Annotated in this window: 20 protein-coding genes and 2 riboswitches; of the genes, 16 read left to right on the plus strand and 4 right to left on the minus strand. The window is 38.8% G+C overall.

Annotated features, from left to right (window positions below; translation table 11 throughout):
* Window positions 1-2 precede the first annotated feature (2 nt).
* Genes AC0C45_RS17000 through AC0C45_RS17010 form a run of 3 tightly spaced genes read left to right on the plus strand, consistent with a single transcriptional unit; the run spans window position 3 to window position 2,157 of the window.
* Window positions 3-1,424: a non-oxidative hydroxyarylic acid decarboxylases subunit C gene (locus AC0C45_RS17000; RefSeq protein WP_016764385.1), complete on the plus strand. Its 1,422-nt coding sequence runs from the start codon at window positions 3-5 to the stop codon at window positions 1,422-1,424.
* A 16-nt stretch (window positions 1,425-1,440) separates the two neighbouring features.
* Window positions 1,441-1,665, plus strand: a complete 225-nt coding sequence (locus AC0C45_RS17005) for a non-oxidative hydroxyarylic acid decarboxylases subunit D (RefSeq protein WP_013083432.1) — start codon at window positions 1,441-1,443, stop codon at window positions 1,663-1,665.
* Window positions 1,666-1,686: 21 nt separating this feature from the next.
* Window positions 1,687-2,157 (plus strand): hypothetical protein, encoded by a 471-nt coding sequence (locus AC0C45_RS17010; RefSeq protein WP_047931503.1) that lies wholly within the window; start codon window positions 1,687-1,689, stop codon window positions 2,155-2,157.
* A 17-nt stretch (window positions 2,158-2,174) separates the two neighbouring features.
* On the opposite strand, the gene AC0C45_RS17015 is transcribed toward AC0C45_RS17010, so the two are convergent.
* Window positions 2,175-2,975, minus strand: a complete 801-nt coding sequence (locus AC0C45_RS17015) for a PucR family transcriptional regulator (RefSeq protein WP_237892369.1) — start codon at window positions 2,973-2,975, stop codon at window positions 2,175-2,177.
* A gap of 16 nt (window positions 2,976-2,991) precedes the next feature.
* Between AC0C45_RS17015 and AC0C45_RS17020 the strand changes: the two genes are divergently transcribed.
* The 3 genes from AC0C45_RS17020 to AC0C45_RS17030 all read left to right on the plus strand — a co-directional run bounded on the left by AC0C45_RS17020 (window position 2,992) and on the right by AC0C45_RS17030 (window position 6,679).
* Window positions 2,992-3,765 (plus strand): zinc-binding metallopeptidase family protein, encoded by a 774-nt coding sequence (locus AC0C45_RS17020; RefSeq protein ID WP_230586548.1) that lies wholly within the window; start codon window positions 2,992-2,994, stop codon window positions 3,763-3,765.
* Between the two features lie 241 nt (window positions 3,766-4,006).
* Window positions 4,007-5,710 carry an NAD-dependent malic enzyme gene (locus AC0C45_RS17025; RefSeq protein ID WP_472928328.1) on the plus strand — a complete coding sequence of 568 codons (1,704 nt, stop codon included), beginning with the start codon at window positions 4,007-4,009 and terminating at the stop codon, window positions 5,708-5,710.
* Between the two features lie 12 nt (window positions 5,711-5,722).
* A complete protein-coding gene (locus AC0C45_RS17030; protein WP_237892366.1) occupies window positions 5,723-6,679 on the plus strand; it encodes an AEC family transporter in 957 nt (318 codons plus the stop codon).
* A 45-nt stretch (window positions 6,680-6,724) separates the two neighbouring features.
* Here the strand turns inward: AC0C45_RS17030 and AC0C45_RS17035 are convergent, their stop codons facing one another.
* Together AC0C45_RS17035 and AC0C45_RS17040 are read right to left on the minus strand one after the other, a co-directional pair.
* Entirely contained in the window at window positions 6,725-7,903 is a 1,179-nt protein-coding gene (locus AC0C45_RS17035) for an NAD(P)/FAD-dependent oxidoreductase (protein WP_013057328.1), read from the minus strand.
* Between the two features lie 33 nt (window positions 7,904-7,936).
* Window positions 7,937-8,389 carry a DUF1641 domain-containing protein gene (locus AC0C45_RS17040; RefSeq protein WP_013057327.1) on the minus strand — a complete coding sequence of 151 codons (453 nt, stop codon included), beginning with the start codon at window positions 8,387-8,389 and terminating at the stop codon, window positions 7,937-7,939.
* A gap of 429 nt (window positions 8,390-8,818) precedes the next feature.
* Here AC0C45_RS17040 and AC0C45_RS17045 point away from each other — a divergent pair, with 429 nt between their 5' ends.
* From AC0C45_RS17045 to AC0C45_RS17065, 5 genes are all read left to right on the plus strand, one after another.
* Window positions 8,819-9,235 carry a hypothetical protein gene (locus AC0C45_RS17045; RefSeq protein ID WP_237892365.1) on the plus strand — a complete coding sequence of 139 codons (417 nt, stop codon included), beginning with the start codon at window positions 8,819-8,821 and terminating at the stop codon, window positions 9,233-9,235.
* Window positions 9,232-10,515: an ammonium transporter gene (locus AC0C45_RS17050; protein ID WP_237892364.1), complete on the plus strand. Its 1,284-nt coding sequence runs from the start codon at window positions 9,232-9,234 to the stop codon at window positions 10,513-10,515. Before AC0C45_RS17045 ends, AC0C45_RS17050 begins: the two co-directional genes overlap by 4 nt.
* A 133-nt stretch (window positions 10,516-10,648) precedes the next feature.
* Window positions 10,649-10,846, plus strand: coding sequence for an IDEAL domain-containing protein (locus AC0C45_RS17055; protein WP_013057324.1), 198 nt, complete (start codon window positions 10,649-10,651; stop codon window positions 10,844-10,846).
* Window positions 10,847-11,059: 213 nt separating this feature from the next.
* The gene (locus AC0C45_RS17060) at window positions 11,060-12,190 is read left to right on the plus strand and encodes a hypothetical protein (RefSeq protein ID WP_472928333.1); all 1,131 of its coding nucleotides are present in this window, start codon (window positions 11,060-11,062) and stop codon (window positions 12,188-12,190) included.
* Window positions 12,191-12,204: 14 nt separating this feature from the next.
* Window positions 12,205-12,582: a hypothetical protein gene (locus AC0C45_RS17065; protein WP_016764375.1), complete on the plus strand. Its 378-nt coding sequence runs from the start codon at window positions 12,205-12,207 to the stop codon at window positions 12,580-12,582.
* Window positions 12,583-12,622: 40 nt separating this feature from the next.
* Here AC0C45_RS17065 and brnQ read toward each other — a convergent pair whose 3' ends face one another.
* A complete protein-coding gene (gene brnQ, locus AC0C45_RS17070; RefSeq protein WP_034651532.1) occupies window positions 12,623-13,978 on the minus strand; it encodes a branched-chain amino acid transport system II carrier protein in 1,356 nt (451 codons plus the stop codon).
* Window positions 13,979-14,364: 386 nt separating this feature from the next.
* Between brnQ and AC0C45_RS17075 the strand changes: the two genes are divergently transcribed.
* The 5 genes from AC0C45_RS17075 (at window position 14,365) to cobJ (ending at window position 20,034) form a co-directional block, all read left to right on the plus strand.
* Window positions 14,365-15,636 (plus strand): cation:dicarboxylate symporter family transporter, encoded by a 1,272-nt coding sequence (locus AC0C45_RS17075; protein ID WP_014459829.1) that lies wholly within the window; start codon window positions 14,365-14,367, stop codon window positions 15,634-15,636.
* Window positions 15,637-15,744: 108 nt separating this feature from the next.
* Entirely contained in the window at window positions 15,745-16,782 is a 1,038-nt protein-coding gene (locus tag AC0C45_RS17080; RefSeq protein WP_016764372.1) for a M42 family metallopeptidase, read from the plus strand.
* A 351-nt stretch (window positions 16,783-17,133) separates the two neighbouring features.
* Complete coding sequence (locus tag AC0C45_RS17085) at window positions 17,134-17,292, plus strand: hypothetical protein (protein ID WP_013057318.1); 159 nt, start codon at window positions 17,134-17,136, stop codon at window positions 17,290-17,292.
* Window positions 17,293-17,438: 146 nt separating this feature from the next.
* Window positions 17,439-17,617: riboswitch (cobalamin riboswitch) on the plus strand.
* A 118-nt stretch (window positions 17,618-17,735) separates the two neighbouring features.
* Window positions 17,736-17,915, plus strand: a riboswitch (cobalamin riboswitch).
* A gap of 102 nt (window positions 17,916-18,017) precedes the next feature.
* On the plus strand, window positions 18,018-18,398 hold the full coding sequence (locus AC0C45_RS17090; RefSeq protein WP_171777152.1) for a (2Fe-2S) ferredoxin domain-containing protein: 381 nt from the start codon (window positions 18,018-18,020) through the stop codon (window positions 18,396-18,398).
* Window positions 18,399-18,411: 13 nt separating this feature from the next.
* Complete coding sequence (cobJ, locus tag AC0C45_RS17095) at window positions 18,412-20,034, plus strand: precorrin-3B C(17)-methyltransferase (RefSeq protein WP_047933569.1); 1,623 nt, start codon at window positions 18,412-18,414, stop codon at window positions 20,032-20,034.
* Window positions 20,035-20,049 lie beyond the last annotated feature (15 nt).

A 20,049-nucleotide genomic window follows, 5' to 3' on the forward strand; every position in this document is an offset into this window, starting at 1 on the left:
AAATGGCTTATAAAGACTTTAGAGATTTCCTTGATACGCTACATAAAGAAGGGCAGCTGCTGACGATTACTGATGAAGTGCAGCCTGATCCTGATTTGGGTTCAGCAGGTCAAGCCATCAGTAATTTAGGAGATCAAACGCCGGGATTATTGTTTACTAATATTTATGGATATCACAATGCAAAGGTAGCTCTAAACGTAATGGGTTCCTGGTCAAATCACGCGTTAATGATGGGGTTGCCTAAATCGACTCCTGTAAAAGAACAGTTCTTTGAGTTTGCTCGGAGATATGAAAAATTTCCTGTCAAAGTGAAAAGAGAAGAGACAGCGCCGTTTCATGAGTGTGAAATAACAGACGATATTAACTTATTCGATCTTTTGCCGTTGTTTCGCTTAAATCAAGGAGACGGAGGCTATTATCTAGATAAAGCGTGTGTTATTTCTCGTGATCAGCATGATAAGGAGAACTTCGGTAAACAAAATGTAGGGATATACCGTATGCAGGTCAAAGGGAAAGATCGTCTAGGCATTCAGCCCGTGCCACAGCATGATATTGCCATTCATTTAAAACAAGCCGAAGAAAAAGGTGAAAACCTCCCTGTATCAATTGCTTTAGGATGTGAACCTGCGATTGTTACAGCAGCCGCTACGCCGCTTCATTACGATCAATCTGAGTATGAAATGGCAGGAGCTATTCAAGGTGAGCCATACAGAATTGTGAAGTCTCAGCTTTCTGATTTAGATGTACCTTGGGGAGCAGAAGTGATTTTAGAGGGAGAAATTTTAGCTGGTGAACGTGAATATGAAGGTCCTTTTGGCGAATTTACAGGTCATTACTCAGGCGGCAGAAGCATGCCTGTTATCAAAATCAATCATGTATACCATCGCAAAGATCCTATTTTTGAAAGTTTATATATCGGTATGCCTTGGACAGAAACAGATTATTTAATTGGAATTAATACAAGCGTTCCTTTATATCAGCAGCTAAAAGAAGCATATCCTGAAGAGATTGAAGCTGTGAATGCGATGTATACTCATGGTCTCGTTGCTATCATTTCAACGAAAAGCCGATACGGAGGATTTGCTAAGGCGGTTGGTATGAGGGCATTGACTACGCCGCATGGATTAGGATATTGCAAGCTAGTTATTTTAGTAGACGAAGATGTGGATCCGTTTAATTTACCGCAAGTCATGTGGGCGCTATCAACAAAAATGCACCCAAAACACGATGTTATAACAGTGCCTAATCTTTCAGTTCTGCCACTTGATCCAGGATCTGAGCCGGCTGGTATTACAGATAAAATGATTTTGGATGCTACAACACCAGTTGCACCGGAAACAAGAGGCCACTATTCTCAGCCTTTAGATACACCACTTGAAACTGAAAAATGGGAAAAAATCTTAACGAATATGATGCAAAAATAAACAAGGAGGAATCGACATGCATACTTGTCCAAGATGTGAAGCCAAACAAGCGAACTTAGTATCTAAATCACCAGTTGAAGGAGCCTGGGAGATTTACTTATGCAACGTGTGTTTGTTTACCTGGCGTTCTTCTGAACCTGAGACCATCACCAATCCTGAAAAATACCCTCGACCATTTAAAGTCAATCCAAAAGACGTACCGCTGGCAACGCACGTGCCTCCTGTGCCACCTCGATCTTAATAAGCAAAGGTGGTAAGTAAAATGAATAAAGCAGAGCTGCCAAAAGCCGTGCGCGTATTTTTAAATGGAAAAGACTTAGAAAGGAAACAGCATGATGCAATGCTGCTATCTACAGTGACATCCGAGGGTTTTCCTCATGTAGCCATGATTAGCGCAGGAGAGCTGGTAGCTATTAGCTCTTCACGCGTCAAGCTGTTAGTATGGAAAGATACAACCTCTTCAACAAACATGATACAGAATCATAAGGCAACCGTTACATTAGTTGTTGAAGGAAAAGCTTATTACATTAAATTTTGGCTAAAAAAAGAAGCTTATGTGTTATCAGGCTATGAGCTATTTACGGGAGAAGTAGCCGCTGTTAAAGAAGATTACGCAAAATATGCAGTTTTAACATCAGGAATTCAATTTCAGCTTCATGATTCCAAAGAGGTACTGAGCCGCTGGAAGCAATCAATTGAGGCTGTTCTTTCTACTGAAAAAACCGATTCTTAAAAATAAGAATCGGTTTTTTAGCTGTAATGAAATTTTTTTAAATAGCATGCTAGCTGAACTTTTAATAGGTGTTCACTGTTTGTAAATGATATGTTCATTTTTCCTTCAATTTTTTTCAACCGCTGATAGAGTGTATTAACATGAATATGAAGCTGCTTAGCTGTAAGTGAAGCAGATCGGTTATTATCGAAATACGCTTCTAGCGTTTGCTCTAAAGGTTCATCGTTTGAATGATTGTTCTTAAGAGGGAGAAATACTTCATCAATAAAGGTTTTGACCTCTTCTTTTGATTGATTAATAAATAGTCGGTTAATTCCTATTTCCTCATACAACATGCATCCATCTTGCTGCTGAGACAGCAGGTAAGAGACAGCTTTTTCAGCTTCACTATAACTTTTTCCTATTTGAGTAAAATGAGAATACCGACTTCCAATCCCTGTTTTTACATGACATTCATTGTAGTAACGCCATTTTGAGAGTAAATCTTCTAATTGTTTGATAATAGCATGATGTTTTTCATAAGGGTCAAGCGTAAATACAATGGTTACTTTGGTATCGAATCCGTATACGACCGGTGATTTTGAGCTGAAAACCGATATGATGTCAGATACAAGGCGATGAAGGTGTAAGTTTAAGAGCTGCAGGTCCGCTTGTGAACGAATGGTAATGAGAGCGACCAGAATATGCTTTTTTGTATCAATGTTTAGCTCAGCTGCTTTTTGATACAGCAAAGTGGTGTCATAACACGATAAGTATTCACTAAATAATTCATGTGTTCGCTTGTAAAATAAATCGACTAACGTTTGTTTTTTCAGCATTTATATGCGTGAACATATGATAGATGAAGCGCGCGTACACTATGCGATTACAAATAGCGGAGGCATCTCTCCTAATGTTGTTCAAGCAGAAGCGGAAGTGATGTACTTAATTCGTGCTCCGAAACCATCTCAAGTAAAAGAACTTTATGAACGGGTTGTGAAAATTGCAAAGGGAGCGGCTTTAATGACTGAAACACAAATGGAACAGGAAATTCAAGGAGCCTGCGCTAATCTAATTCCAAATCAAACAATGGAGCAGCTGATGCATAAGCAAATGATGCAAATAAATTTGGCTGAAGTGAAACATGAAGAAATAGCTTTTGCCAAAGCTATTTACGAGTCTACATCCGCCGAAGATAAAGAAGCAGCAAAAAAACAAGTGGGTTCACTGCTAGACAGAGCTTTAGCGGATCATCCGGTTTTCAACCAAATTGCTCCTATGTCTAAAAATGTTTCCTTCATGACAGGATCAACTGATGTCGCAGACGTTAGCTGGAATGTTCCCACTGCACAGTGCGTGACTGCAACGTGGGCTTATGCTACGCCGTTTCATACATGGCAAGCTGTTGCTCAAGGGAAAACGGAGTATGCCCACGATGCGATGTTATTGGCTGGAAAAGCCATCGCGGCTACGGCGATTGAAATGATAGAAAATCAAGAGCTGATTAGTCAAGCCAAACAAGAGCTGGAGGATAGACTAGAAGGGGAAAGCTATGAATGTCTTGTGCCTTCACATATACAGCCACCTAATTACTCAGAAAGTGAGCAGGAAAACTATAGCGTGGTATAAAAAACGAGGCGGAAAAAACGTATTTTCGTGTAAGGAAGATCTGAACGATGAATCGTTCGGATTTTTTATTGTTAGGTTGAACGTTGTTAGGTCTCATTTATCCCGTTTGTCGTCTTTAGATTGGATTGATGTAGTTATGGCTCAATCTCTTTTTTGTTTTCATTAAAAATAAATGGTTAAAAATATATCTCTTTGCTGACCCTAACCCTATCTAATTGTTTAGGAAAAGAGGTAAAAAAACATGAGAGCATATAAAATAGAAAAAGGTGGGTCAATTTCAACTTCACTAAAAGGAAAATCAGTTTTATCCACTTCTTATTTAAATAAAGGTTCTGCTTTTACTGAAGAAGAGAGAGAAGAGCTTCATCTGCAGGGACTTCTTCCTCCAACGGTTTTAACGTTAGAAGAACAGGCAAAAAGAGCATATGAGCAGTTCAAAAAAGCGCCGAATGATCTTCAAAAAAATAATTCGTTAAATGATCTGCATAATCGGAACGTTGTCTTATTTTATCGTTTATTAAGCGATCATTTAAGTGAAATGCTTCCCATTATTTATACGCCTACTGTAGGTCAATCCATTCAAGAATACAGCCATGAATACCATCGACCTGACGGACTATATTTATCCGTAAATGAAGCGGATCGGTTAAGTGAGGCGATTGAAAACTTAGGACTCGACGGCGAAGATATTGATTTGCTCGTTGTAACGGATTCAGAAAGTATTCTCGGCATTGGGGACTGGGGTGTAGGAGGGATAAATATTGCCGTTGGAAAGTTAGCGGTCTACACAGCGGCAGCGGGAATTGATCCAAGCCGCGTACTGCCTGTTGTTCTTGACATGGGGACCAATAACAAAAAGCTTCTTGAAGATCCTTTGTACTTAGGAAATCGTCATGAACGAGTAAAAGGAGAAGACTATAATCGCTTTATTGCTCAATTTGTAAAAGAAATAACGACCAAGTTTCCTAAAGCGCTTCTTCATTGGGAGGATCTTGGGAATATTAACGCGCGTCACATTATGAAAGAATACGGCGATAAAATTTTAACGTTTAATGATGATATTCAAGGAACGGGAGTGATTACTCTTGCAGCCGTTTTAACAGCGGTGCGTATTACAGGAACGCCCCTAAAAGATCAGAGGGTTGTTGTATTTGGACCGGGATCTGCCGGAATCGGGAATGCTGATCGTATTCATAGTGCGATGATGCTTGAAGGGCTATCTGAAGAAGAAGCGTATGATCGTTTTTGGGCATATGATTACAGAGGTCTGTTAACCGAAGATATGGAAGATTTAGCTCCTTTTCAACAGCCGTATGTTCGCCAAAATGAAGAGATTAAAGAATGGGAAAAAGACGATGAAAATAAAATTTCACTGTTGGAGCTTGTCAAGCAAGTGAAGCCGACTATTTTAATTGGAACATCAGGCGCCACGGATGCTTTTACCGAAGAAATTATTAAAGAAATGGCAAAGCATGTAGAGCGTCCGGTGATTATGCCGCTTTCAAACCCAACTAAACTTGCTGAAGCTATTCCAGAAAATATTATAAAATGGACGGAAGGAAAAGCCCTTATTGCAACGGGAAGTCCATTTGAACCCGTTGAATATAACGGGCACACTTATGAAATCGGACAGGCTAATAATGCTTTTGTGTTTCCGGGTCTTGGTTTAGGTGCAATTGTGGTTCGCGCTCAAAAGTTTACTGAATCTATGTTTGCAGAAGCAGCCAATGCAGTAGCGCGTATAGCAGAAACAGACACAAAAGGAGATACGCTTCTTCCCAACATTAAAGATCTTCAAAAAGTATCAAAGGCGGTTGCTGTAGCAGTTGCTGATGCTGCTGTAAAAGATAACGTAGCAACTGTTACCGAGCAAAATGTAACTGAACTTGTAGAAGCAGCGGCATGGCAGCCTGTTTATAAACCGGTTAAGGCAAGAAATGAATGAGGTGAATGATAAATGAGCATAGGTCAAATTTTTCTCATTCTCGCGCCTATCTTTTTTGTCATTTTGCTTGGTTATTTAGCAGGGCACTTTAAAAAATTTGATAAGCAAACGTCTAAGGGGCTCAACACATTAGTAACGAAGTTTGCGCTTCCTGCACACTTATTTGTAGGTGTAACGACAACTCCAAGAAAAACACTCATAGACGAATGGCCGTTTTTAGTAGCGCTGATTTTAGGAATCGTCGGGTTTTACATCATTATATTGCTCGTCGTGAAGTATGCAGGGAAGCATACGTTAACTTCTTCTTCTATGTTTGCCCTAAACTCAGCTCAGCCAACGTTTGCTTTTATGGGCATTCCAGTACTCGGAGGATTGTTCGGTGCAGGCGCCGTAGCGATTCCAATTGCCATAACAGGAATCGTAGTAAACGCGATTTTAGACCCGCTGGCAACGATTTTAGGAACCGTTGGACAACGGGGGCGAAAAGAAGGGGAAGAGAAAACAAGTTTATTCAAAGTAACGGTTCATTCCATTTTGCATGGTTTATCTGAGCCTTTGGCATGTGTACCGTTAATTGGAGTGATTTTAACGCTTTGCGGCTTTCAGTCACCTAAACTTTTACAGGATATGCTTGATCAAATCGGAAGTATCACATCGGGAGCAGCTTTGTTTGCAGTAGGAGTAACGATTGGAATTGGAAAAATTAACTTCAGTAAAGGTGCGCTTGGGATCGCCGTCTTAAAAGTAGCGGTTCAACCCATCGTTATGCTCGGAATTGCAGTATGGATAGGATTATCTTCAGATGAAGTGACAAAAGCTATTTTGCTGGTAGCTTTTCCTGGGTCTGCTGTAGCTGCGATGATTGCTTTGCGGTTTGAAAGCTTGGAAAACGAAACCGCCTCTGCTTTTGTCATTAGTGCTATTTTATCGTTGATTACGCTGCCGCTTCTTATTTCTTGGCTTATGTAAATAAAAAAACGAAAGAGGAGAATTCCTCTTTCGTTTTAAGACGGATTAATAAGCTAATGCAAATAATCCTTTGATATGAGATAAGTAACGAACGTTACTTGCTTCTTTCATAAGTGATGCTGGTAAACCTTTTAATTGCGTTTTGTTTCCGCCGATTGTACCAATTGCATCTTTGCGTCCAAGACTTCCTAGTGTACCAGAGAAGACAGGAACGAATGATTCCATTGCTCCGCCGCGAATAGCTACTGCTAAGTTCACGCCTACAACTTCACCCATTTGCCAAGCTAATTGAGCAGTAGGTGGGTAAGGGCGACCTTCTGGACCCATTACAACCGCTGAGTCACCAGCAAGGAATACATCTTTATGAGATGTAGATTGTAAGAATTCATTTACAAGTGCACGACCGCGGTTTACTTCGATACCTGAGTTAGCAACTACAGAATTACCTTGAACTCCGCCAGTCCATACCATTGTTTTTGTTTCAATTTTGCTGCCGTCTTTAAGTTCAACAGTTGTAGCATCCATTTTTGTTACAGGTGTACCAGTAACAAATGTAACGCCACGTTTTGTTAAGCTTGATTGAGCGCGCTCTACTAATTCAGCAGGGAAGCCTGGAAGAACTGTAGGAGCTGCTTCTACACAGTATAGAGAAATTTCTTTTGGATCAACACCGTGTTTTAGACATAGGCTTGGCATTAAGTCAGCGTATTCACCAACAAGTTCGATACCTGTTAATCCGCCGCCGCCAACTACGATTGTACCGTCAGCTTTATTTTTTGTTTTGCTGTATTCAGCGATACAAGCTTCTACGTGTGCACGTAAACGGTTTGCATCATTTACTGATTTAAGAACGAAGCTGTGCTCTTCTAAACCAGGGATACCGAAGTAAGCAGTTTCACTACCTAAAGCTGTAACAAGGTAGTCGTAGCTTAATTTTGTACCATCTTCAAGAGATACTTCACGTTGATCTGGTGAGATTTCTTTTACCGTTGCAATTTTTAAATCAACGTTGTAGTTTTTAAGTAATTTATCAAGTGGTAAAGCTACCGCTTGTTCAGAAACGCCGCCTACAGCTAGACGGTGTAATTCTGTAATGATTTGGTGAGTAGCAAAACGGTTCACTACTGTAATTTTTGCTTCATCCGCACTTAGGTGTTGGCGAGCTGTCATTGCAGTTAATAAACCACCGTAACCGCCGCCTAAAATTAAAATATGTTTTGACATAGTCGATCCTCCGTCCACACTTTTTAATGAAAATTATTTTTGTTTTTCGTTTGTAATGTCTAAATACGCTTGTGCAAAGCGGAATAGTTTTTGAGCTTGTGGATCTTTAAGCATGCGTAATAAACCGAATAAACCGATTGAATTAGAAGCATTTGCTTCTGCACGATCGTTTGCTTCGATTGCAGTAGCTGCAAGACCTTTTACTGTTCCTTCTACCGGCTCGATAAATTCTTTTACTCCACCAAGTAGATCTTCTTTTAATACGTCGTCAGTTAATAATGATTGCGCAACGTCGTAAGTTTTTGTAAGCACCGTTACCATTTCAGATAATTTTGGTAAATTATCTACAAGAACAGTAAGAGCTTCTTGTACTTCAGGCTTTAACAATTGATCTAACACATCCGCTTGACCTTTGTTAACTGCCGCTTCTGTTTGTACAGCAGCATTTTCCTCTGCAGCTGATTTTTGAATAGTTGATTGAGACATGAAAAGTCCTCCTTTGCTGGATACTGTTGCATATGTAGTTCCTAGTTATCTGCTAGACTTTCAAACTACATTGTGAAGTTGTGAAATCTTGCACATAATTCTATTTTAATTTTAATACGAGATAAAATCAACTCATTTCGTTGAAAAAATAAGTGAAGAACCTCGTAACCCTTTGTTTAATAAAAGTTTATAAGAAATAAAGTGAATAATTGCCTAGGTAAATAAAATTAAAATAGGGAACTAACATGATTCCTCTTCCTACGATAAAACAAATAACGTCATATTTCAACACATACGGACTTAATATTCTATAAGTATTAAAAAGATAGGGCGCATTTACTATTTAAAGAGTTTTCAAAAAATTACATTGACTTACTATAGTGTTCTACATATAATCAGAATATAACATCTTATGTAAGGAGATATAACATGGTTATAGTGGATGAACTTTATCATAATGTGGTCATTACATTGCCTCAATTAAAATTAATTGAATTTATAATGAAGTTAAAAGAAGCTAAAGCACAAGAAATAGAAGATATAAAAGCGAAAATTAGTAAATACGAAGAGAAGAAACGTGCTGAAGAAGCTTGGTATCAATCACTATCGCCGTTTCGTAAATTTTTTACCGGGCGTCCTTTAAGTCAGCATCAAGCGGTCGAGTATATGGTATACGTAAAGGAACGCTTTAAAAAAATTGATCACCTTAAAGCACAAATGCGAGAACTTCATGAAGTTCTTGAAATAATAAAAGCGGAAAATGAAGAAACAAGTGAAATTACACTTTCGCCTGCTATTGTACAAGAAATAAAACGATTAAAAAGCAGTGGAGGCGTTGGGATATGAGTGTTAATGAACTAAGTTTAGGGATAAATACAACGTGGGTCGTGTTAACAGCGGCGATGATTTTGTTAATGGAAGGCGGCTTTGCCTTGCTAGAGGCAGGTTTTGTCCGCTACAAAAATAGTGTGAATATTATTATGAAAGTATTCGCTGATATTACAATAGGAACGCTTTGTTTCTATTTAATTGGTTTTGGATTAATGTACGGAGATGATTTAGGCGGAGTTGTCGGTAAAAGCGGTTTTGCGCTATCAGGTAATTTATCGCACCTTGACTTTCCAATTGGGCTTGAAACGTTTTGGTTGTTTCAATGTGCATTTGTTATTGCGGTCATTTCTATCGTTTCTGGAGCAGTGGCAGAACGAATTAATTTCCGTGCATACCTTTTATATGCGATTTTGATGACTACATTTATCTATCCTATAGCCGGCCACTGGATCTGGGGAGGCGGATGGATTAGTAAGTTAGGGATGCTTGATTTTGCCGGTTCGGCAGTTATCCATGCTCTTGGTGGTTTTTCAGCTTTAGCAGCTGCAATAATGATTGGACCGAGAAAAGGGAAGTTCACGAAAAATGGAATTAGTTCTGTTTCTCTTCCCAGCAATTTGCCGCTTGCATCAGTGGGTGCTTTTTTATTATGGTTTGGATGGTTCGGGTTTAACGCAGGAAGTACGCTAAGTGCCACTGACGTTAGAATTGGTCACATTGCTATTGTCACAATGTTATCAGCAGCAGCAGGCGGAGCAGCTACTTTATTTTATACTTTATTTCGCTACAACCGTTCAGATGCACCTTCTGTAATAAATGGATCGCTTGCTGGACTGGTTGGCATTACGGCCGGGTGCGCTTTTGTTAACACACCATCTGCTATTTTTATTGGAGCTGTATCTGGCTTATTAATGATGGCAGCTACAAACTGGCTCGAAGCACGTCAAATCGACGATCCTGTAGGAGCTTTTCCTGTACACGCTGCTTCGGGAATATGGGGCACGTTGGCTGTAGGTTTGTTTTCTACAGACGGCGGTGTGTTTACAGGAGGAGGCTGGACGTTACTTGGAGTTCAACTTCTTGGGTTAATCGCTCTATGCGCTTGGGGATTTATTACGACGTGGATAGGGTTAAAGGTTATTTCCTTGGTGGTTCCGCTTCGATCTACGGAAGAAGAAGAAGAAGTGGGCTTAGATATCAGCTACCACGGTATCATGGCAGCTCATCAAGCTCCTGAATTTATTGAATATGAAAATTACTATGCGGAAGTAAAAGAAAAAGCCTCAGATTCGTAATAAAAGGCCGCGCTTTATAACAAAAGGGCGGCCTTTTTATGTAAAAAAAATAGATTTAAAATACTTGGTTTAAATAATTGAAAAGTCAGAATATTTGTGTTATATTATAAAAAAGCCAAGGAGTTGATTTCTTATGAAAAAGAATTTACTTAATTCACCGCAAAAATCCAACGGAAAGGTGCTTGATGCATTATTCGCTGAGATGATTTTAGACAAGGCGATTGCAGAATTTCGTAAAGCACAGCTAAAAGAAGAAATCGACCGCACGCTATTGATGAAAAATAAAGAAGAGTTTTTAAAACTCTCATCAGAACTTAAACAAATTTCTTAATTACTTACTATACTTCACACACCATCTATTTTTAGGTGGTGTGTTTTATTTTTGAGACCTACTAAAAGGGATTAATTAGTAATAATTATGAATATATTCCTATTTAAAACTTTATTTACATTAATTGTATTGACCTCTTTTGTGGATTTTTTTAACATAAATAAGAATTAAAGAGGAGGGGTTTGGCTGAGACATCTATTATTAGTAGATAGCTTGATTGCGGGTATTGTTTGCATTGTGTTAGGAATTTTATTTAGAGCTCATAAAACAAGCAAATTTTTGTATGGCATAGGGATTGTGTTTGGTCTTATTTTTGTCATCGGGACGGTCACTCATTCTCCATCTAATACAGAAACTTCATCAGTTACAGCTGAGAAAGTAGAAGCAAATCAAAAAGACAGTAAAGACATATCAGAACTTAAAGCTCTCGTTACTAAGGGAATGACAGATAAGGAATTTCAAAAAGAAAAAGAGAAAGCCGCTTTTCAACAGTCAGACTTAATTGCGTTAGGTAACGGAGAAGTCGGATATGTGATAAAAGCTGAAGACGGTTACGTTGTAGCTGATACGAATGGCAAAACCATTTCAAGCGTTGAAACGTTTAAAACGGCTGATGAAGTAGAACAGTATGAATTAAATGAAGTTAAAAAAGTACATAAAGATGTAAGGACAGTTGATGCTCATTATACGGCTTCAGATTTAGAAAGCTTAGAAGATTTCGATCAAAAAATTAATGAAGTGCTGAAGCGCGTTAATCTTACAAAAAAGGAGTTTAATGAACTAAAATTAAAGGATGCTAAAACATTAACTTCTCATGAAATAGAAGTAATGAAGGCTATACGTGACTCTGTTTCACCCCTTACAAAAGATACGCTGCTGCAAAAAACGATCCCTGCTAAAGATATTGAAAAGTATGTAGATGGATCTTATACGGCAGTGGGAGGATATGTAGCTAAAGCTGAAGATGTTCATGATATTGCTTCGTACAAAGATTTTGTTGAAAGCTTACGTTTAGATTACACCGATGGTTCAGGTAAAAGGCCGTTTCCTGAAGAAGGATCGACGTACGGTGTAATCAAATTCAAATCGCAAGCGGTAAGCCATGTTGATATTCCCTACGGAACTGTGTTCGGAGGAAAAACAATAGACGGACCTCCATGTACGCTTAATGGGTTTACAGGATCTCGAAACGGGGAAACCGTTCCAGAGTTCAAATTTGATAACTATTATCCACCAGCAAACGGAGCGGAACTATACCAAGTGGTAAATGGGGAAGAAGTACTTTTAGCTACCTATGTGGCAGAAGAAAAACGATTTGTGCCAGCGGTTGCTAATCCACTGTAAAGGACTGGTTTTTTGTGATTCGAAAAGGTTTGTATGCAGCATATAATGAACGGGATTACGAATGTTATGAAACGGAAAACGGGTGTGTAAAGCTGATTAGCTATGATAAAGGCGATGTAGCAAATGGATTCATTTCATACAATGACACGACTTTTACAAAAGAAGTTCCTCGTGATGCTGTTGAAGAAGTGTTTTTTGTAGCTCCGTATGCTACTTATCAAAACGAAACGTTTGGTGTGTCAGATGCTTCTGATCGTCGAGTGCTTTTGACCACATCTGAAAAAGAAAAAGCTGATAAATATCATTTTCAACGAACGGATAAATATCTATACGAAAAACATGTGTTAAAAGAAGAAGTGAAGTTAATGGAGAAAAAAACTCCTTACTCATAAGACGCCATAATAAAAAGAGGATGCACTCGCATCCTCTTTTTTATTTAATCAATTTTCTTGAAGTGTTTCTGTTCGTATTATCATTTGTACGAAGGAAGGTAATGCCAAGACCGATTAATCCTCCTACAATAGCAGGAACTACCCAGCCGAGACCCACTCCATACATAGGTAGGATCGATGTAAACAGATCGTTTACTGCCGCAATTTTGAATCCAGCAGCATTTAAGCCATCAAATAAACTAACGATAAACGTGAACAGAAGGCTTACTTGGTAAACTTCAGAACGTCCTTTAAATAAAGGATGTAAGAATGTTAAAGCAATTAACACAATAGCTAACGGATAAATAGCTGTTAAGACCGGAACCGAAATAGCGATTAATTCCGTTAAACCAAAGTTTGCTACAACAGCGCTGAATGCTGATAAAATGACAGCAATCAACTTATAAGAAACCCTTGGAAACAGCTTATGGAAGAAAGATGAACAAGATGTTACAAGGCCTACACTTGTCGTTAAACAAGCAACGGTAATCATCAGACCTAAAAGAATTCCTCCATAAGAGCCAAAGTAGTAATTTGATACTTCAGCCAAAACCGTACCTCCGTTATCAAGACGTCCAAGCTCTGATACGCTTGAAGCACCCATATAGGACAATGCACTATAAATAAGAGCTAAAATAACGGCAGCGATAGCCGTAGCTTTTGCACAAATTGTGATGATTTGTCGGTTAGTTTTTGCTCCTTTTTCTTTAATTGCATTAATAATAATAATTCCAAAAACAAATGATGCTAGTGTATCCATTGTTAAGTAGCCTTCTTGGAAGCCTTTAAAAAATGAGTGTGTTGTATAAGCTTCGCTTGGTGCTTCAAATTTTCCAATTGGGTTCACAACAGCTACAACTACCAATATTCCAATAAACGTTAATTTAATAGGTGTTAAAACTTTTCCTACTAAATCGACAATTTTCGCAGGATTTAGCGAAAAAAAGCAGGTAATAGTAAAGAAAATTACCGTGAAAATAATAAGGGGAAGATGCCCTGGATTTTCTGATAAAAAAGGCTTAACGCCAATTTCGAACGAAACGCTTCCCGTTCTTGGCATCGCAAAAAGCGGTCCGATTGCCAAGTATAAAATCGTAGTAAAGATAATACCGAAAGCTGGGTGTACGCGACTAGCTAAAGACTGCAAATCCTCTTTTCCGGAAAAACCAAATGCGAGAACGCCTAGAAGAGGCAGACCTACACCCGTTACTAAAAATCCAGCGTTTGCTGACCAAATATTGCTTCCAGCAGACTGACCTAACATTGCAGGGAAGATTAAATTACCTGCACCGAAGAATAGGGCAAAAAGCATAAAGCCAATAACCACTATAAATGAAAAAGGAACTTTGTTTGACACGTTAAAACCTCCAAAATTATAAATGCTTTTTATTATCGTGTTGAATAATTAAAATTTTCAGAATTTTATATTCGAATAATAAAAATAAACATGTATCGTATTATACTAACCTAAAATGCATATTTCAATATAAAATTTTATTTTTTTAATTTATTCGCTGAAATAGCAAAAATAGAAAAATACTTAGCAAAAAAATCTCAATATACAACAATTATTTGATATGATAAAACAGAACCGTGGCTTTTAAAAATTCGCATGTGCGGCCTTACACCCTTTTAGTAAAGAATTGTTTACATAAGGTGCTGTAAGGATGTATATTTATACACGGTTCGCGGAACCGCATATGCTCGATGGATGAAAGTCAACTGTGCGAAAGGAGCAAGAAAGTGAAAAGGTTAGGTCTAGCAACTCAGATTCTAATTGGACTGATTTTAGGCGTAGCTGTAGGTGCAATTTTTTATGGAAGCGATACAGCCATTTCTATTTTACAGCCGGTTGGAGACATATTTATTCATTTAATTAAGATGATTGTCGTACCGATTGTGATTTCAGCATTAATCGTAGCGGTCGCAGGAGTAGGCGATATCAAAAAATTAGGTAAGCTTGGCGGAAAAACAATTCTTTATTTTGAAATTGTTACAACCATTGCTATTGTAGTGGGGATTATTGCCGCGAACTTATTCCACCCTGGTGCAGGGGTTGATATGGGACATATTGAAAAAAGCGATATTTCTCAATATGAGGCAACGGCAAAAACGTCTGAAAGTACAGGGATTGCTCAAGAGCTTCTTCATATTGTTCCGACAAACGTCTTTCAATCCGTAGCAGAAGGCGATCTTTTACCAATCATTTTATTTTCCGTACTGTTTGGTGTAGGCGTAGCTTCGATTGGAGAGAGAGGAAAACCTGTTTTAGCCTTTTTTGAAGGCGTCTTGGATGCAATGTTTTGGGTAACTAATTTGGTGATGAAATTTGCTCCAGTAGGTGTATTTGCACTTATTGGTGTTAATATTATAAAGTTTGGTGTCGGATCACTTATTCCATTAGGAAAATTAGTGTTCGCCGTTTACTTCACCATGATTTTCTTTGTGCTTGTGGTTCTTGGAATTATTGCTAAAATGGCTGGAACAAGCATGTTTACGCTGATAAAAGTGTTAAAAGACGAGCTGCTTCTTGCTTTTACAACGGCAAGTTCAGAAGCCGTTTTACCATCTCTTATCAAAAAGATGGAAGACTTCGGTTGTTCTAAATCGGTTACATCGTTTGTTATTCCAACAGGCTACACGTTTAACTTAGATGGTTCAACCATTTATCAGGCCCTGGCATCGCTATTTATTGCTCAAATGTACGGCATCGACCTTTCCATTATGGATCAAATTCAGCTCCTTCTTGTGCTAATGTTAACTTCAAAAGGAATGGCTGGTGTACCAGGGGCATCGTTTGTAGTTGTACTTGCTACACTTGAATCTATGGGCTTCCCTCTTGAAGGCATGGCATTTATTGCAGGAATTGACCGCATTCTTGATATGATGCGTACCACAGTTAACGTAGTAGGAAATGCTTTAGCTGCAATTGTGATGTCGAAGTCTGAAGGCGAATTTGATAAGCAAAAATCATTAAATTATACAAATGAATTAAAGAAATCAAACATAGCTTAAAACAAACAAGCCGGGCAGCTGCCCGGCTTGTTTTGTTTGGAGCTGCCTGTTATCTTTTTTGAAACATATGGTAAAATAAAAGAAATGAGAGACAAAGGAAGTGTCATAATGACGGAAACTGTTCAGTTAATTAAAAAGCTTGTTTCGATTCCCAGTCCTTCTGGAAATACAGAAAAGGTAATTTCATTTGTCGAAGACTATGTAAAAGAGCTAAATATTCAAACGTATCGCAATCGAAAAGGAGGCTTAGTCGCTACTATTCCCGGTAAAGATACAGATCACCACCGGATGCTGACGGCTCATGTCGATACATTAGGTGCTATGGTAAAAGAAATCAAACCGAGTGGACGTCTGAAAATCGACTTGATTGGAGGGTTTCGTTACAATTCTATTGAAGGAGAATATTGTGAAATTGAAACTTCATCAGGAGAAGTATTTACAGGAACCATCCTTATGCATCAAACATCTGTTCATGTGTATAAAGATGCAGGGAAAGCTGAGCGAAATCAAGAAAATATAGAAATTCGATTGGATGAAAAAGTACATAGCGCAGAAGATGTTCGCAGCCTTGGAATTGAAGTCGGCGACTTTGTTTCGTTTGATCCTCGTGTAGAAATAACAAAAAGCGGTTTTATTAAATCTCGTCATCTCGATGATAAAGCAAGCGTAGCTTTATTGCTTCAGCTCATGAAAACAATTCAAGAAGAACAGATCGAACTGCCATACACTACGCATTTTCTCATTTCAAATAACGAAGAAATTGGATACGGAGGAAATTCGAACATTACACCTCAAACAGTAGAATACTTAGCGGTTGATATGGGTGCTATGGGAGATGGACAATCTACCGATGAATACACCGTGTCTATTTGTGTAAAAGATTCAAGCGGCCCATATCATTACGGTTTGAGAAAGCATTTGGTGGAGCTAGCTAAGCAGCATGATATTCAGTACAAATTAGATATTTATCCGTTTTACGGGTCAGATGCTTCTGCTGCTATTCGTGCTGGACATGATATCGTACACGGCTTAATTGGTCCAGGAATTGATTCTTCTCATGCGTTTGAGAGAACGCATCAAGATTCATTAAACCATACGTATAAGCTTCTTTATCACTATGTGCAGTCGAACATGGTTCTGTTTTAAGAAAGGAATATTTAATTAGTGTATTTTTATGCAAAATAAAGAGAAGTACGGGATTGTGATGTCTGTACTTTCCTTTCCTAAAAAAGAAGCCGGCTGTCCGGCTTCTTTTTTTTAAATAAATACTATATATTTTTTACTGGTGAAGCAACAGTTGGTTAAAAAGCACCTTTTTAAAGAGGTATAATATTGCTTAAACCTTTTGTACATTTTGTTCATTTACAGAAGTTAAAATGTTTTTAAATTTTTAAAAGTTTCTTGTGACAAGTTTTGTAGAATGGGTTTTCAAAAGGAAATGGTTTCGGCATAATGTGGATATAACGATCACTACAATAATCGGAGGCGAATCTTTTCATGTGGGTACTGACGGTATATGCTGGAAAAGAAATGAAAATGTTTGAATTTGAAACTGAAAAGCAGGCGAGAGAAGCTTTTGCCAAAACAAATGGCTGTAAAGTTCTTTCAGAAGTGGTGTATTATAACGATCCTCATTTAACATTAGTAGCTATATAATGAAAAAACAAGAGCTGACTTTATGCTCTTGTTTTTTTATAGATGCTTGTATCTTTCGAAAAGAATAGAGTTGAAATAAAAAAAAATGTACGCTATGATATGGTAGTTACTTCTATTATTCTGATAGTTTAAAAGGTTCATATATATCAAACAGCAACAACAAAGATGCCAAGAAGGCTTAATAGGGAAACTGGTGAAAGACCAGTACTGCCCCCGCAACTGTAAGTGTGGACGAACGAGTATAACCACTGTGGAAAAATCACGGGAAGGTTCTCAAGTAGAATGATACACAAGTCAGGAGACCTGTCTTTATTGTGAAGTTTCTATTTCTCCGGGGAGCGGGAAGGGAAACGTTGGCTTAAAGTGGCATTCGTGTACACTCTTATTCTGACGTTTTACCCGCTCGCATATTAGCGAAGCGGGTTTTTCTCATGTCGTAAAACTACATATCGTGCAAAAAAGGTGCGCAATGTTTACATTGTGTTAAATGGGAAGTCTGGTGTGAAGCCAGCGCGGTACCCGCCACTGTGAAGATGAGCTGATTGCATATGCCACTGTATTCGGGAAGGCGCAGTCAAGTGATGAATCGAAGTCAGGAAACCAGCCTTTCTTTAATGCGAAGCTTACCCTACGGGATATAGGTGGAAGTGCAAAAACTTAGTTTGAATTTTTCTGCGCCTCTATCATTGATAGAGGCGCTTTTTTTAGTAAAGGAGCGAATGAGTGTGACGACGTGGAACTTAAACGGAACAAAACATCACGTATTGATTTGTAATGGAAGCAGCTGTATGAGAAAAGGTGGAGAAGAAGCCACCCAAGCTATTCGAAATAAAGTGACGGAACTGGAGTTGGATGAAACGGTTCATACAACGCGTACACGCTGTAACGGACGATGTAAAGATGCTCCTGTAGCTATTGTGTATCCTTCAGGAGATTGGTACAAGCAGGTCACTGAAACCGTGGCTCACCGGATTGTCGAAGAACATTTAGCAGGAGGCTGCAGTATAAAGGAATCGATTATTTATGAATATGATCAAAATGGTTTCGTTTCTCCGGAAAACAGTGACTCCATAGAAGGAATTGATAAAGTAAAAAGTAACGCATAAAGGAGGAGCTAGCATGAAAGGTAAACTGTTAGTTATCGGATTTGGGCCGGGAAGCTTTGAACATATTACACAGCGAGCAAGAGAAGCCATTCAAGAAAGTGATATGATCATCGGTTACAAAACCTATGTGGAATTAATTCAAGGACTGTTAACGAATCAGCAAATTATTAGTACGGGAATGACCGAAGAAGTAAGCCGTGCACAAGAAGCTGTAAAGCAAGCTGAAGCAGGAAAAACCGTGGCTGTCATTTCAAGCGGAGATGCAGGAGTATATGGAATGGCAGGCCTTGTGTATGAAGTGTTGATTGAAAAAGGTTGGAAAAAAGAAACGGGCGTAGAGCTGGAAGTAATTCCTGGCATTTCGGCTATTAATTCATGCGCATCCCTCCTTGGAGCGCCCGTGATGCATGATGCTTGTACAATTAGTTTAAGTGACCACCTTACGCCATGGGAACTAATCGAAAAAAGAATCGAAGCAGCTGCACAAGCAGATTTTGTAGTGGCTTTTTACAATCCAAAAAGCGGAAGACGAACAAGACAAATTGTTGAAGCACAGAGGATTCTATTAAAGTACCGTTCTCCTGATACGCCTGTTGGTCTTGTGAAAAGCGCTTATCGTGACCGTGAAGAAGTCGTAATGACCAACTTAAAAGACATGTTAAATCATGAAATTGGCATGCTGACTACCGTTGTTGTCGGGAATTCATCTACGTTTTTTTACGACGATTTAATGATTACACCGCGCGGATATCAGCGGAAATATACCCTTAACCAAACGGAGCAGCCGCTAAGACCGCATCAGCGACTTCGAAAAGAAGCGGAACCGTGGGCTCTCGATCAAGAAGAGACTGTAAAGCAAACAGCTTCAGCTATTGAAGCAGTTCAGACCACACCAGAAGAAACAGCAACTTCACGAGTTCTTGCAGAAGAAGCGCTTCAAGCAATTTTAGGTGAACCTACTTCTGCGGTCGTACATCAGCCAATACAGTCCATTTTCGAAGTGGCGGTTAGTCCAGGACTTGCAAATAAGAAATTCACGCCTGTTCAAATGACAACACTAGCAGAAGTTGTTGGTGAAAAAGGTACGATGGAGTATACACCTGACCATCAAATCAAACTGCAAATCCCAACGACTCAGCCAGATGTGATTATTAAAAAGCTCCAAGCAGCTTCCTTTTTACTATCTCCGGTCGGAGATGTGTTCACAATCAAAGCGTGTGATTTTTGTGACGGAGAAAAAAGCGATGCTATTCCACATACGGAAGAATTACAAAAGCGCCTCGGGGGAATGGACATGCCAAAAGAGCTGAAGCTTGGTATTAATGGATGCGGCATGGCCTGCTATGGCGCAGTTCAAGAAGATATCGGCATTGTCTATAGAAAAGGTGCGTTTGATTTATTTTTAGGAGCTAAAACGGTTGGACGCAATGCGCATTCAGGTCAAATTGTGGCGGAAGGCATAGCACCTGATGACATTATTGAAATAGTCGAGAACATTGTCCATGAATATAAAGAAAAAGGTCATCCTAATGAGCGATTTCATAAATTCTTTAAGCGTGTGAAGAACGTTTATGGATTCGACTATCAAGATATAACACCAAAAATAAAAGTAGAACCAGCTCCGTGTGGAGATTAAAAAATAGGAGGGCAT

The organism is Priestia sp. VA7 (genome assembly GCF_055710015.1).